This window comes from Vibrio sp. NC2 (genome assembly GCF_025195005.1).
In the GTDB taxonomy this organism is placed as follows: Bacteria; Pseudomonadota; Gammaproteobacteria; order Enterobacterales; family Vibrionaceae; genus Vibrio; species Vibrio splendidus.
Map to the genome: position 1 here is coordinate 10,403 of NZ_JANVFC010000010.1, position 15,927 is coordinate 26,329.

At 44.5% G+C, this 15,927-nt stretch carries 8 protein-coding genes; 5 read left to right on the top strand and 3 right to left on the bottom strand.

Going from position 1 to position 15,927, the window contains the following annotated elements:
- Positions 1-58: 58 nt before the first annotated feature.
- Entirely contained in the window at positions 59-8,464 is an 8,406-nt protein-coding gene (locus tag NX845_RS14060) for an Ig-like domain-containing protein (protein WP_065682175.1), read from the bottom strand.
- A gap of 443 nt (positions 8,465-8,907) precedes the next feature.
- Between NX845_RS14060 and NX845_RS14065 the strand changes: the two genes are divergently transcribed.
- The 4 genes from NX845_RS14065 to NX845_RS14080 all read left to right on the top strand — a co-directional run bounded on the left by NX845_RS14065 (position 8,908) and on the right by NX845_RS14080 (position 13,425).
- The gene (locus NX845_RS14065; RefSeq protein ID WP_065682176.1) at positions 8,908-10,173 is read left to right on the top strand and encodes a TolC family outer membrane protein; all 1,266 of its coding nucleotides are present in this window, start codon (positions 8,908-8,910) and stop codon (positions 10,171-10,173) included.
- Positions 10,173-10,790 (top strand): OmpA family protein, encoded by a 618-nt coding sequence (locus NX845_RS14070; RefSeq protein ID WP_017086901.1) that lies wholly within the window; start codon positions 10,173-10,175, stop codon positions 10,788-10,790. The genes NX845_RS14065 and NX845_RS14070 overlap by 1 nt, the downstream gene beginning before the upstream one ends.
- A 136-nt stretch (positions 10,791-10,926) precedes the next feature.
- Positions 10,927-11,277 (top strand): DUF2750 domain-containing protein, encoded by a 351-nt coding sequence (locus NX845_RS14075; protein ID WP_004733613.1) that lies wholly within the window; start codon positions 10,927-10,929, stop codon positions 11,275-11,277.
- A 162-nt stretch (positions 11,278-11,439) separates the two neighbouring features.
- Positions 11,440-13,425, top strand: a complete 1,986-nt coding sequence (locus tag NX845_RS14080; protein ID WP_065682177.1) for a diguanylate cyclase — start codon at positions 11,440-11,442, stop codon at positions 13,423-13,425.
- Between the two features lie 7 nt (positions 13,426-13,432).
- Here the strand turns inward: NX845_RS14080 and queC are convergent, their stop codons facing one another.
- Together queC and queE are read right to left on the bottom strand one after the other, a co-directional pair.
- The gene (queC, locus tag NX845_RS14085) at positions 13,433-14,128 is read right to left on the bottom strand and encodes a 7-cyano-7-deazaguanine synthase QueC (protein WP_017082670.1); all 696 of its coding nucleotides are present in this window, start codon (positions 14,126-14,128) and stop codon (positions 13,433-13,435) included.
- A 60-nt stretch (positions 14,129-14,188) separates the two neighbouring features.
- Positions 14,189-14,839 (bottom strand): 7-carboxy-7-deazaguanine synthase QueE, encoded by a 651-nt coding sequence (queE, locus tag NX845_RS14090; protein ID WP_065682178.1) that lies wholly within the window; start codon positions 14,837-14,839, stop codon positions 14,189-14,191.
- Positions 14,840-15,042: 203 nt separating this feature from the next.
- Here queE and NX845_RS14095 point away from each other — a divergent pair, with 203 nt between their 5' ends.
- Positions 15,043-15,852 carry a Cof-type HAD-IIB family hydrolase gene (locus NX845_RS14095; protein ID WP_065682179.1) on the top strand — a complete coding sequence of 270 codons (810 nt, stop codon included), beginning with the start codon at positions 15,043-15,045 and terminating at the stop codon, positions 15,850-15,852.
- Positions 15,853-15,927: the final 75 nt, after the last annotated feature.

A 15,927-nucleotide genomic window follows, 5' to 3' on the forward strand; every position in this document is an offset into this window, starting at 1 on the left:
AAGCTAGCTTCTAAAGCAAAACAGATGTATTAAAAAAGGGCCTTTCGGCCCTTTTTTGTTATTGGTCTGGTAAGTTCACAAAGAGTTGATTAACCAAGTTACTCAAATCACTGCTTATCACACTGCCATCACCTTGAGCGTTCACAGAGTCAAACTGATTCCCCGTATTGTCGAGTACAATCGTTTGTGTCTGACCGCTATTACTTGCGTCTTCCGAGATAGTGATAACCAAATCTTTATCACCACCGCCGTTATCAACTTTTTCAATCGCGATGTGTTCTAGAAGATCCGACATATTATTCTCAGTTGGTAACAATTGAGAGATATCTAAGTGATCTTCACCTAGAGCGAAGTCGCTAATAGTATCAACATCACCTTGGAATGGCTGGTCAACCCACTGGAACAGGTCATCGCCGTCACCTCCAACTAAGATATCGTCACCTAATCCACCGATAAGCGTATCTTCACCACCTTGACCATAGAGAATGTCATCACCTAATCCACCGGTAATGGTATCATCGCCACCACGCGTATCACTGTCTGCGTTAAACAACTCATGGTTATCTTTAACATATTCGTAGATTTCCATGTCTGTAGGTTCTGCACCATTCAACATCTGTAAGAACGTTGTTAGAGCTTCCATACCCGAACCATCAGCTAACGCATCTGGACGAACAAGGCCATTATCATCCCATGGCAAGTTATCAGTATTGATAACATCACCAAACAAAATATCGTTACCGGCACCGCCGCTTAGAGCATCACTACCTACAGGCAGTAGCGTGATTTCGTTGCTACCTTCCTCAAGTGCAGCATCTAACCCTTGACTTGACTGAACGATTTCAACGTCGCCTGTCGTACTTGTTACTGTCTTGATTGCAAAGTTGTCTAAGTATACGTCTGCAGTGTAACCGCTTTGATCTTCATAAACAGAGAGTACTAACTGGTACTTACCTTCATGAAGTAGATCTGTTTCAATCGAGCCAGTACTACTTCCAGATGAGACACTTACCCATGCTTGAGCTTGTTCATCAAATTTCTGAACACTCCACCCAAACGTATCGCCGCCACCGAAATAGCTACCCTGTGATGCGTCGAATGTCAGTACTGACGCTTCGCCGCTAGCAACAACAAACTCAGGGCTGGTCATCGAAGCTGAGCTATTAATGTCACCCGTATCGGTTAGCAAGATGCTTGAGCTAGTCAGTACTGCTGTGCCACCGGAAACCGCAAAGTTCTCAAGGCTCCAAGATTCACCTGTACTAGAGCTAAAGTTTGCAAGTTGCGTTGTAGTTGATGAATACGTGTACGAAGAACCATTATCACTAACGAAGTGTTCTAATATTTCAGAATCAATACCATCTCCGATACCTATCGTTCTAACTTTTGATACATCAGCTAGCTCATCGAAAGCAGTAACAGAGTCAGCAAACTCATCAAACTGGGTGGTAGAGCCGCTGTTGTTTGAACTGTTCGACACAGTTGGTTTCCCATCAGTTAAGAAGAACGTTAAGTTTTCATAACTCGACGGTTGATCATCATCAGCAAACCAATCTTTAGCTGAATCAAAAGCAGCCTCGTAGTTAGTTGCGCCATCCGCAGTCAAATCATTGATCGCTGAGTTAACTGTCTGCTCTAAGTCTGACTCGTCTAAGTTCTGCAAGTCTATTTCTATACTCGCGCTCGCCTCGAAACCAATTAACGCCAAATTAATAATACCTGGATGAGACGCAATATCTGCCAACATAGCAATGAGTGAAGCTTTAACCACGGCTAACTTAGATTGGCTACTGTTGTTATTGAGTGCGTCTCTCATACTGCCTGAAGTATCGACTACTAAAGCAATATTGTAGTTGGTTGGTGCAACAGAGTTATCAACTACACCACCAGTATCACCTAGCAATACATCATCACCATCAAAACCAATAATTGTATTATCGCCATTCGTGCTTTCACTTGCCGTAAAGATCGTTCCGGTTTGAGTATCTGCGTACATTTCTGAATCTAATGCATGACCTTGGTCATCAACTTCTTGAGCGCCGGCGGTAACCGTTAGTACTGGTGTAGTATTTACAGGCGCTTCAACAATCACAGTCAGCTTACCTTCGCCATCAAGTTCACTAGGCTCAATAACCCAAGTACCATCTGCTTGCTTGGTACCTATAGATAAAACTACATCACTTGGTACGTCGCTAATCACGAGTGAAGTTACTTGCTCGCTACCGTCGTTGTCATATAAGTCGATATCGATGCTTAACTCAAATACCTCAGAAACCTTAGTCAATTGACCGTCTGACACATCAAACTTACCATCCTGTAGATATAACGTTTCAAGGCCATAAAAATCATGATTCGCCAAGATATTGTTATCTGGATCACCATCTACGTCTTTAATTAAGCGGAAGTCCCAAGGTTGACCATTACCAGAAACATATTCAAGTTCAGAAGAAGAGGCCGGCAAATACGCTACGTCTGTTCCATCTAAACCACGATAGGCCGTTGTACGGTCAGAGTTCTGAGATACTAAAATATCGTCTCCACTGTCAGATATCGAGTCGCCTCGAAGCTCTATCGAACCACCGTCAAGGGCACTACCTACCAAAATATCGTCTCCAGCACCACCATCAATTATGTCGTTAACGGACGATCCACCCAGTAATATATCGTTACCTTCACCACCGTTTGCTAAATAATGGGTTCCAGATCCATATTCGATAAGATCGCCTGAGTTAGTACCAGCCACCTGTGTTCCATCAGTAACAATGTTGGCTCCATCGCCATACAAACTATTATTATAACTAGCCTGGCCTGTACTTTGCACTTGAGATACAAAGCTTAAGACATCATCTGAGACTCCAGAACTCAACGCAGCTAAGTCTGCAGAAACAACTAGCCCATTACTAATTGGAGTAACTGATGTAGTAACGACTGCCGTATCAGTAAGACCAGAGCTATCAACGATTGTATACGTGAATGACGCACTACCCGTTACATTACTGTTTGGCGTGAAGGTTATTTCACCGCTGTTCTGATCATATGACACAGTTCCGTCAGCCGAACTAAACCCATCGGCGACAATAGTAAAACTATCACCTGTATTTGGATCATAATCATTAGCAACAAGAAGTGACGAGTCTACAGTCAAAGATTCACCCTCTCGTACAGATAGAACATCGCCAATCAATGGGAAGTCGTTTAAATCGTGCTCACCATTGTTGTAATTACCATTACCATCTACAGTACCCAAATTAATGTCTAGATTAGCAGCACCACCTTGGTCCCAATAAACGACTTCAATTGAGTGGTAACCCGAACTATCGATAGTAAATGAATCATGAAGGGTCGTTGTAGAAGATTGATTTTGGTCGACCGTTGCCACCGCAACACCATCAATCAGAATGGTATAACCATCATCTGCTGTAACTTTAAATGCAAAGTCCCCTTGCTCTAGATAAATAGAGCCGCTCATCTTAATGACACCATCTGTGTGATCAGCAATTGAACCTTCTAACGATGAAGCATCACTGTTCAAGAAGTCTTCAAATTGAGCCTGTGAACTTAAGCCATTAGTATTTCCATTCAGGGTGTAATTAATGTCTCTAGCTTCAAACGTAAGATCTGCATCTTGGCTTGATATGACATTTAATGCGTCTTGAACAGAGTCTATATTACCGTTAATACTATCATTAGAGCCGTAATAGTAACCAGATAGGCCACCGAACACAGAGACTGTATCGTCTTGTGCAACGGGAGATTGTCCCGCCGAATTATCTGTAATTGTTAACTGAGCAGTTTCGTCACTCAGCAAGCCTCCTGAGTCTACCGATTTATAATCTATTTCTTCAGTAAGTTCCGCACTGACTACATCGACTCCTTTCAATGTAATATTTGAGTTCTTATCGGGGTCATCTGAACCATCTTGCGTAGTGAAAACTCGCAACTCAGTAAATCCATCAGGAACAGAGACATTAACAGTAGCATTACCATTATTGTCGATAGAAAGAGCATGATCACCAGTTTCGTCACTATCAAAATAGAAAGTACCAACTACATTACCGTCTGAATCAAGCGCGAGGACATTAATACGACCTCCAGCAGTATTTCCGGCATTGTAATTTCCAAATACACTACCAAAATCAATATTGGCTTCTGTAATGGTTGCACCAGATTGAGAATAATCAACAGAGATATATTCCTGGTTGCCACCGCTAACTACATCCAACTCTCCGCTAGTTGAATTCGCATTAGTTGAGACACCAAAGCCATCTTCTTGGTTTTGACTGTCGTAAACCAAATAAGAGTTTGTATCGACTACATTAGCGTCGACTGGGGAGCTACCATCGTAAATACCCGAGCTTATTAATACATTGCCCTGTAAGTAACTTACGCTGCTAGACCCATTGTTGACTTGGCCTGCAAAAGTACTTGCTACAAAATCAAGCTTATCTACAGCATTGGGATCTTGTTCATATTCGACTTGAGCATCACTACTGATTATATCTCCAGCTTCAATCAGTACTTTGCCGCCACCACTAACGTCGTAAAGGTTACCGAATAGAGGCTCTTCAAGAATCTTCACATCAACTGACGTTCCGGAAGCATCATCTTCTACATCGCCTACGTTATCTTGACTACCCGATTGACCACCATCAAATGTGAAGAACGCTTCGTCTTGGTTGTCTAGGGTTACCGAAAAATCAAGGGCCGTTGGCAAGTCGTTGGTGCCCGTCACTGTGATGGTGGCCGTCGAGGTGATTGGCGTGCCCGTTTCGTCACTCATGGTGTACGTCACGACCACTTCTTCTTCCACGCCATTGGCTAGGTGATCGAAGTCTGCCGCCGTGGCCGTAAAGACCAACTTGCCATCAACGATGCTCACCGTGCCTTTGTCTGACGCCACGGTATCAAGTGTCAGTGTCGCACCGTCATCTAAGTCGGTATCGTTCGCCAGCACATCCACTGTCACGCTGTTGTTTTCATTCACAACGTCCGTATCAACGTTTGCCGTTGGCAAGTCGTTGGTGCCCGTCACTGTGATGGTGGCCGTCGAGGTGATTGGCGTGCCCGTTTCGTCACTCATGGTGTACGTCACGACCACTTCTTCTTCCACGCCATTGGCTAGGTGATCGAAGTCTGCCGCCGTGGCCGTAAAGACCAACTTGCCATCAACGATGCTCACCGTGCCTTTGTCTGACGCCACGGTATCAAGTGTCAGTGTCGCACCGTCATCTAAGTCGGTATCGTTCGCCAGCACATCCACTGTCACGCTGTTGTTTTCATTCACAACGTCCGTATCAACGTTTGCCGTTGGCAAGTCGTTGGTGCCCGTCACTGTGATGGTGATCTTTTGGGTGTCGGTACCACCGTTGCCATCGTCTACTAAGACTGTCGTTTCAACGTCTGTCGTCTCGCCGACTGCTAGTGAATCGTAAGCATCATTCGTTGGATTGAACGTCCAAGTATTTCCTGTCAACGTGAAACCTGCTGGCGTTTCACCAGACACGCTGTAAGTCAGAGTGTCGCCATCCACATCAGTTGCCGTCACGGTGCCACGAATCTCTTCACCACCTTCGGTTGTGACTGTCTCAACATTCGCCGCCGCAACTGGGGCATCGTTGACCGGATTCACACCCACATTCACTGTCAAAGTATCGGTACCACCTTGACCGTCAGAGACAATAACCGTGAAGCTGTCGCTACCGTTGTAGTCTTCGTTTGGTGTGTAGGTCCAGTTGCCGTTTTCATCAACTGTCACTGAACCATTCGATGGATCGCTGCCTTTAGAGAAGCTTAATGAGTCGTTATCGCCGTCTGATGCGGACAGTGAGCCGCTCACTGGCGTGTCTTCATCGGTGGTTACCGCCACGCTGTCGCCAAGTGGATCGCCATTGCCATCAACCAACGTTGGTTCATCGTTGACTGGATTCACTCCCACACTTACCGTCAGCGTATCAGTTCCGCCTTTGCCATCAGACACAACGACCGTGAAGCTGTCACTGCCGTTGTAGTCTTCGTTTGGTGTGTACGTCCAGTTGCCGTTTTCATCAACTGTCACTGAACCATTCGATGGATCGCTGCCTTTTGAGAAGCTTAGTGAGTCATTGTCACCATCTGATGCAGAAAGAGAACCGCTAACTGGCGTATCTTCGTCAGTCGTGACTGCAACACTGTCACCGAGTGGGTCACCATTACCATCAACCAGGATTGGGGCATCGTTGACCGGATTCACACCCACATTTACCGTCAGCGTATCAGTTCCGCCTTGACCATCAGACACAACGACCGTGAAGCTGTCACTGCCGTTGTAGTCTTCGTTTGGTGTGTAGCTCCAGTTGCCGTTTTCATCAACTGTCACTGAACCATTAGATGGATCGCTGCCTTTTGAGAAGCTTAACGAGTCGTTATCGTCGTCTGATGCGGACAGTGAGCCGCTGACTGGTGTGTCTTCATCGGTGGTTACCGCCACGCTGTCGCCAAGTGGATCGCCATTGCCATCAACCAGCGTTGGTTCATCGTTGACTGGATTCACACCCACATTTACCGTCAGCGTATCAGTTCCGCCTTTGCCATCAGAAACAATAACCGTGAAGCTGTCACTGCCGTTGTAGTCTTCGTTTGGTGTGTAGGTCCAGTTGCCGTTTTCATCAACTGTCACTGACCCATTCGATGGATCGCTGCCTTTTGAGAAGCTTAGTGAGTCATTGTCACCATCTGATGCAGAAAGAGAACCGCTGACTGGCGTATCTTCGTCAGTCGTGACTGCAACACTGTCACCGAGTGGGTCACCATTGTCATCAACTAGGGTTGGAGCATCGTTGACTGGATTCACTCCCACATTCACTATCAGCGTATCCGTACCACCTTGACCGTCAGAGACGATAACCGTGAAGCTGTCGCTGCCGTTGTAGTCTTCGTTTGGTGTGTAGGTCCAGTTGCCGTTTTCATCAACTGTCACTGAACCATTCGATGGCTCACTGCCTTTTGAGAAGCTTAGTGAGTCATTTTCACCATCTGATGCAGAAAGAAAACCGCTAACTGGCGTATCTTCGTCAGTCGTGACTGCAACACTGTCACCGAGTGGGTCGCCATTACCATCAACCAGGATTGGGGCATCATTGACCGGATTCACACCCACATTCACTGTCAGCGTATCAGTTCCACCTTGGCCGTCAGAGACAATGACCGTGAAGCTGTCGCTGCCGTTGTAGTCTTCGTTTGGTGTGTAGGTCCAGTTGCCGTTCTCATCAACTGTCACTGAACCATTAGATGGATCACTGCCTTTAGAGAAGCTTAATGAGTCGTTATCGTCGTCTAATGCGGACAGTGAGCCGCTCACTCGCGTGTCTTCATCGGTGGTTACCGCCACACTGTCGCCAAGTGGATCGCCATTGCCATCAACCAGCGTTGGTACATCGTTGACTGGATTAACACCCACATTTACCGTCAGCGTATCAGTTCCGCCTTGACCATCAGACACAACGACCGTGAAGCTGTCACTGCCGTTGTAGTCTTGGTTTGGTGTGTAGCTCCAGTTGCCGTTTTCATCAACTGTCACTGAACCATTAGATGGATCACTGCCTTTAGAGAAGCTTAATGAGTCGTTATCGTCGTCTGATGCGGACAGTGAGCCGCTCACTGGCGTGTCTTCATCGGTGGTTACCGCCACACTGTCGCCAAGTGGATCGCCATTGCCATCAACCAGGATTGGGGCATCGTTGACTGGATTCACACCCACATTCACTGTCAGCGTATCAGTCCCGCCCTGACCGTCAGAGACAATAACCGTGAAGCTGTCGCTACCGTTGTAATCTTCGTTTGGTGTGTAGGTCCAGTTGCCGTTTTCGTCTACTACAACAGAACCGTTCGATGGGTCGGTTGCCTTAGTAAACGACAATGAGTCACCATCTTCATCTGATGCAGAGAGGCTGCCGCTTACTGGAGTATCTTCATCCGTTGAAAACGACAAAGTGTCACCAACAGAGTCATTGTTGTTATCAACAAAGGTAGGTGCATTGTTAGGTTGGTCAATCGAACGGAAAGCATCTAGAAGACTCAGGCTTTGAGTGCGAGATAAGCCCAATGATTCGAAACCCGTAGTAACGAACTCTGTACCAGGAATGGTTTCTTCACCATCACGTTCAATAGTTCCGCTAGAAGCCAAACTTGAACCGTTTTGACCAGCTGCCGTTGCGAATTCCTCACCTAGCTCGGTCGGGTCTTGACCTTCTTCTAATGCGGCAAAGATATTCGCAATATCTTGGCCGAGCTCAATTTCGCCGTCTTCTGATGAGAAGCGTTTTGCCGATACCTGAGGTTCATTGGACCCGTTCTGAGATTCAAGAACGACATCCCCTGCTTGTAGTGGTTGGCCTTCTTCTAAGACTTTAATCGTACCATCTACCGAGATAACAATACGCTGGCCAAGTGCTAATGCACCACCCAAATTCAATGTTGTCATGTCCATATAAACCCCTAAAAAAGCATTTCTTGTCATTAACGTCAAAATAGTGACATTATATTTATAATATTAGATAAAATATAACACTTAAAACTATATAATTCATAGTTATGAATGCATTTTTTAACAAAGTGATATACTCCACAATAACAAGGGTCACACAGGACAACATTTAAAATACTCTCAAAAGTGAGATAAGTTATTGTGCTAACGTAAAATAATTGAGATATTAATAGACGTTTCAAGTGCTTCAAAACACCATAAAACGCACAATAATCGCTAACAAATTGACAACCATTTGCGAGCGCTATTTTAGCGATCGTGATTTTTTTGGCGGTTCATCTAAATTTTGTATATTATCTAGCAAAATTAAAACTCAGATGTGACTCATTTTGGAGAGATGCAAATTGAATAGGATTCAAACAACTACATTAAGTTTAGCCATTGCAATGGCCTTTCCAGTTGCGGCACAAACTCTAGAGCAAGCCGTCGCTTTTACGTTGGAGAGCAATCCTGACATTAAAAGTGCATACAATGAGTACGTTAGTAAGCGATATCTTAATGATGCTTCTGGTGGTGCTTATCGTCCAAGTATAGACTTGGATGGAGGTATTGGTTACGAGCATACCGATCTAGCAACTAACTCAAGCACGACCGATCTGACTCGGAAAGAAGCGACAATTACGCTAACTCAGCTTATCTGGGATGGGGCTAATACATCGAATGATATTGACCGTACCGCTGCTGATGCGGAATCAGTGCGTTATCAATTGATATCTAATGCCCAAGATATCGCATTAGAAGTGACCAAGGTTTATCTCGATGCGGTAAAAGCTTATGAAGTGCTTTCACTCTCTGAAAACAACCTCGCAACCCACAAAAAAATATACAGCGATATTCGCAAGCGTGTTGAGTCAGGTATTGGTTCAACGGCAGATATGTCACAGGTAGAAGCACGTATTGCTAAAGCACACGGTAATTTACTTGCGGCGCAAAACAACCTTTTTGACACTCATACGCAATTTAAAAGGCTTGTGGGTCAATCTCCGCTAGGGTTAACCTTCCCTCGCGCAGATGCAGGCGCTATCCCTTACACGGTTGATGGCGCATTAGCAAAAGCGTTTAATCAGCACCCAGTAATTAAGATTGCACAAGCCGATGTAGACTCAGCGAAATTTCAATACAAGCAATCTAAGAGCACCAACTACCCAACGGTTTCTTTTGAAGCCGCTCAAACCTGGCGCGATGATGCCGGTGGCACTCCAGGCAGCAGTGACGAGTTTTCTGCGATGGTTCGTTTAAGATACAACCTTTACAACGGCGGTTCAGACCAAGACCGTGCAGAAAGTGCCGCTTATCAACTAAACAAAGCGAAAGACCTTCGTGAAAGTACGTTCCGAAACGTAGAAGAAAGTTTACGCCTTTCTTGGAGTGCCCTTGATTTAACCGTTCAACAAAAAGAGTTCTTGTCAGATCACGTAGACTCGGCATCAGACACCGTTATCTCTTATGAGAAACAATACCGCATCGGTAAACGTACCCTTCTCGATTTGCTTAACACCGAGAACGAACTATTCGAAGCCCGCAAGGGCTATCTGGACGCCAAATACGACGAACAATACGCGAAATACCGAGTAATGAATGCAACAGGAAACCTGTTAACTGGGTTACGCGTCGAAACCCCTCAAGAATGGAATGAAAAGGTAGAATACTAATGAAGCTGATAAAGACTGTATTTCCGCTTTGTCTCATGATTGTCTCTGCCAACGTTTTAGCTGAAACAAGCAATGAAGAATTTGAATATCGAGCTCTTCCAGACATCACGCAAATTTATGATCTCGAAGATGATGATAATGACGGCGTAATTAACGCGCGAGATCTATGTCCCGATACGCAAGTTGGTGCAGAGATCGATAACGACGGTTGTGGTTCATATTTTGAATCGTCAGAAAAGAAAGAGCTCCACATACTCTTTGCTAATAACTCTACGGAAATTAACCCTGTTTTCCTAGGGCAGATACGCCAGATGGCTGCTTTTTTGAAGCGTTACGAGGGTACATCGATTGAGTTACAAGGTTATGCCAGCAAAGTCGGCAATGCCAAACACAATTTAAAACTGTCAAAAGAGCGAGCATCCCACGTAAGACGTGCCCTTATCAGTAATGGTATTCAACCATCTCGAGTCAATATCGTGGGTCATGGCGACTCTGAATTCAGCAGTGATGACAGCCAAGTTAATCACGCACTACATCGAAAAGTTGTCGCTTCCGTTGTTGGATTTAAAGGCAACATCAAAGAAGAGTGGCACATCTTCACCAAAATAAAAAAGTAGGCTCTATCCTGCGTGTACCATACTGAAACGTGATCTCAAGTTAACGTTTCAGTATGGTGATAATTCCTTGAATAGCATGTACCTAAGCCGTCTATAATGTTAATCTTGCGTCGTTATCAACATAGAGAATTAATCCATGAGCAAACTAACAGCTGATACTCAAGCAAATCTAGAACTTTTCGTTTCTGAAACACAAGAAACTAAACTGGTATGGGGCCTTCGCAATGAAGAAGGTTGGCTAGCATGTGACTCAAGTGAATTCGAAAGCAGCGAAGTGATGCCTTTTTGGTCTTCAAAAGAAGATGCTCAGACTCACAACGTTGAAGAGTGGGCTGACTTCGAAGTATTAGAAATTCCGCTAGATATCTTTGTAGAAGATTGGTTACTGACTCTAGCTGAAGACGGCGTTCTTGTTGGTATTAACTGGAATGCAACATTAGAAGGCAAAGAACTTGAGCCTTCTGACCTAGCGAAATTATACATCTAATTTCCGATATCGGTCGTGCGAACAGTACGACCGATACACCTCTGATAAATATCAATAAATTAGAGACTTACCTCGCATAACCTCCTACCCATACAATTCAAAATTTGAAGCAACATCAAACTAATAATAGAATATCGTTCTTTATCTGATAGATCGTTTCTTGTGACTCACTCTGTTTTTATTACCCTTCTACTGTTCATTAGCTTTTATTCTCATGGCCAAGTATCAACACAAGATCATCATCAGGACTCTCCTTTCAACTCATCCAATTTGGATTCAAACACGACTCCAAATGCTGATTGGAATACACTCTATCTCTCGACTCTAACTCATTCCCCATCGCGTGCGTTAAACATGCTGCAAACCCGTTACATTGGCTCAACCGTCTATGGGGATAAGCTTTACCTTTCATCTTTGTTATACCAATACATGAGCCACCGAGATCAACCGTTCTATGGAATCGCTTCAAACGACAGTGAGTACCAAGCGATTGAACAAACGTTTATTTCTGCTTTAATGAAAGATAGCCAAGGCCAATATGAGGAAGCGCAACAAAGCTTTCTGACACTATTGGCGAAGATGCAATCACGTAGTGATTTAACTGGAAGAGCGCTACTAAAATACCAACTATGTCGATCTTTGAACGAGCAAGCAAAATACCATCAAGCAAACTATTACTGCTCTGCACTTCAATCGGATTTACATGACATTGCAGATCCAGTATTGCCTAAGTTTGGAACTTATCGAGTCATCGCCAACAATCACCATTTTCGTAGCGACTATCAAGCAGCGTTAAGCACCTATCTCGCACTGATCAACGTGTTCCCACCAGGACATGACATTTCGGGGATCTATAACGATGTGGGTAATTTGCTCAAAGAGTTAAAGCAATATGAAAAATCGGCAGAATACCTCAAAGAAGCACTCACACTAAGAGAAAGTGCTTCTGACTTGATGAAAGCACAAGTGCATCATAGCCTTGCAGATCTCTACCTTAACCAAGAGCAAAGTGACTTAGCAATTAACCACTTTCAAACAGCAAGAACACTGCTGAGCTCATCGTCGCATAGCTACGGTATCGCACTAACAAGTCTTGGCTTAGGAAAAGCTTACACTCAAATTAGAGACTATGATTTGGCAAGAGGTTACTTAGTCAACTCTCTGTCAGATTCGAATGAATTGAGTAACGACGTCATTCGTATTAACGCTTACTTGGCGATAAGCGACATGTTCGAAGAGCAAAAGTTGACAACCGAGGCGCTCAATTATGCTCAGCAAGCTCTAGAAGTATCCGAGCAAGTCACAAGACACAAGTACATCGCTCAGTCACTCCTGCAGCTTTCTGATATTCATCAATCACTCGGCGATTACCAACAAGCTTTCTATTTCTACCAGCGATACTCGTCAATACAAATGGAAGCTAGAGACATCGACAATCGACTCGCACTCGAAGCCCTCGGCTTAACGCACGCCAAATATGAGCAGGAACTTGAGAGCTCTTTCCTGACACATCAGGCGAAGCTCGACCGCGTTCAAATTGAAAAAATGGAACATCAAAGATGGATGTACAACATCGTTGTTATTCTGTTGCTTTGTGCTGCAAGCTTTACGGTATTGATAAACAAAACGATTCGCGCAAAAGCTTCCATCGATGCGATGACAAAAGCGTATGGCCGGACCGAAATAATACGAAGAATCAAACGAGTCAGACGCTGTAAAGGAACGGACAAGCAACATGTCCTCGTTCTGCTTGATCTGGATAAATTCAAGACGATCAATGATGAGCATGGACACCCTACCGGTGATAGAGCGCTCATCCATATTAGTCAGCAAATACGAAAACACTTAATGAATGACGAATTGTTTGGTCGCTTAGGAGGCGAAGAATTTCTCATCATGCTAACCAATACCAAGCCTGTAGACGTGCGAGAGCGCGTCGAAGAGCTACATTACGCCATATCAAGCACAGTCTTCTTAACAGAAAGCAAAAAGCCACTTAATGTAACCGCGAGTTTTGCTTATCTAGCAACCTCAAACGCATTAAGTGACTTTGATGACTTGTACTCTGTGCTTGACCAAGCACTGTATCAAGCAAAGAGCAACGGCCGAAACTGCATCATTGATGCTTACAACGAACCAATTGATTGACCTTAGGTTATTTATTCTCAGTCTGTTTGCGAACCAACTCAGCCATAATACCTTCACGATCACCTAGGTAATCGTTAAGGCCAACTTTACGCAGTTCACACGCTGGGCAATCGCCACAACCATCACCGATGATGCCATTGTAACAAGTCAGTGTTTTATTGCGAACAAGCTCAAGTGCTGAGTACTGGTCGGCCAACGCCCATGTTTCAGCTTTGTTGAGCCACATTAACGGTGTTTTAATATCAAGCGGCTTGTCCATACCTTGTACAAGCGCAGAGTTCATCGCTTTTACAAAGTCATTACGACAATCAGGGTAGCCTGAGAAATCAGTTTCACACACGCCCGTGATTACGGTATTTGCACCGATTTGGTAAGCGTAAATACCCGCCAAAGTTAAGAACAGAATATTACGACCAGGAACAAAAGAGTTTGGTAGTCCATTCTCTTGTAGCTCATGAGACACAGGAATATCGTCACGAGTCAGAGAGCTGATAGCCAGTTCATTCAACAGAGTCACATCCATCACTTTGTGCGCTTTCACACCAAGCTCTTTCGATAACGACTCAGCCACTTCAATCTCGAGTCTATGGCGCTGACCATAGTCAAACGTAATCGCATGAACTTCATCATACTCTTTTAAAGCTTGAACAAGACACGTTGTTGAGTCTTGACCACCACTGAATACTACGACTGCTTTTTTCATCTTAAATCCTTACGAGAATCTTCTACTAGCGACTTATCTAGGCCAGTAAACAAATGCAACCTATGCGATGCTCAAATATTTGTGAGTTTGGATTGATAAGCGCCAATTGCGCTCAATGCAGGTATCAATACAAAGTTGCGTCGCGCGATCTTTTTGGCTAATCGGCTGAAGTGCAATGACTGTATTTTCAGGAACATCGGCTCTAGCAATAAGAGCTTCTAGTTGCTCGATATCTTTACCTGTACCGACAGGGTGCTTGATTTCATTCGCACGAACGAGTGCGCTATCAAGGATATCCAACTTGGCTTTCATTGCGACTTTTGGTGACACCGTAACCCAAGTGTCCGGTGTGGCTTTTACTTCTGATGTTCCGCTGGTCTCAATCTGACAGCGACAACCGTGCTGCTCAAATGCTTCAGTAAGAGGGACAAGATCATAGATGCACGGCTCACCACCAGTAATCACAATGTGCTTCGCGGTGTAACCTTGCTTGATATATTCATTCACGATTCCTTGCGCATCAATTGCAGACCAAGTCGGTGAATCCTCTGTCTTAACCATAATATCACCAAGGCTCGTTTCATCTTCCGGCAACGCTTCCCAAGTCTGTTTGGTATCACACCAAGAACAGCCTACAGGGCAAATTTGCAGTCGAACAAAAACAGCAGGAACGCCGGTAAATACGCCCTCGCCCTGGATGGTTTCAAACATTTCATTAATCTTGTACAACTTACCCTCAGCTCAATCATTTGATGAAATTAATCAACCGCAGACCTTAAAGCACTTGCCCCTTTTGGTCAAACAAATGAGTACTGATAAATGAGTTGATCAAAGCCCTAGCCTGAACTTTCAAGTTCCCTTATCCTTTCGCCCATTAGATTTCGTTAGCTTTTAATTTTTTAGTAAGGAACAACATGTACAAACTGATTGCTCTTGATATGGATGGCACACTGCTCAACAGTGATAAAGTAATTTCTCAAGAGAACAAAGACGCGATTGCCAAAGCACGCGCTGCAGGTGTGAAAGTGGTTCTGGCTTCTGGTCGTCCTTTAGAAGGCATGCAGAGTAAGTTAGACGAGCTTTCAATCAACGGCGAAGATGACTTTGTGCTCTTCTACAACGGCTCTATGGTTCAAAACGTCTCTACAAAAGAACTCATTCACAGTGAGATCAGCAATGGTAAAGCCGCGAAAGAGATCGCAGCCCTCGCTGTACAGCTTGGCGGTTATGTTCATGCATTCAGCAAGATTCATGGCTTAATCACGCCTGAAAACAATGAGTACACAGCTATTGAAGCGCGTATTAATGGCTTAGAGATTACCGAGTTCGACTTTTCTCAACTAGAAGATGACCACGAAATCATCAAAACTATGATTGTCGCAGAACCAAGCAAGCTGACTGAAATCATCGGCAAGTTGCCACAAGAGCTTAAGACTCAATTTACTATCGTGCAAAGTGCACCATTCTTCTTAGAGTTCCTAAACCCAAATTCAAACAAGGGTGTCGGTATTGAGGCGATAGCTAAGCACTTGGGTATTAAAGCGGAAGAAGTAATCTGCATGGGTGACGCTGAAAACGATCATCATATGCTTGAATACGCTGGCCTTGGCATTGCAATGGAAAACGCAATGGAAGAAACCAAGAAACTGGCGGATCACATCACAGCGAGCAACGACGACCATGGTGTAGCGGTCGCGATTGAGAAGTTTATTTTCAACTCATAAACGCTGAACAGGTTCTAATGAGAATTACTTTTTGCTTGTTGCAGAAATGACAGAGGCTGTGCACTGCACAGCCTT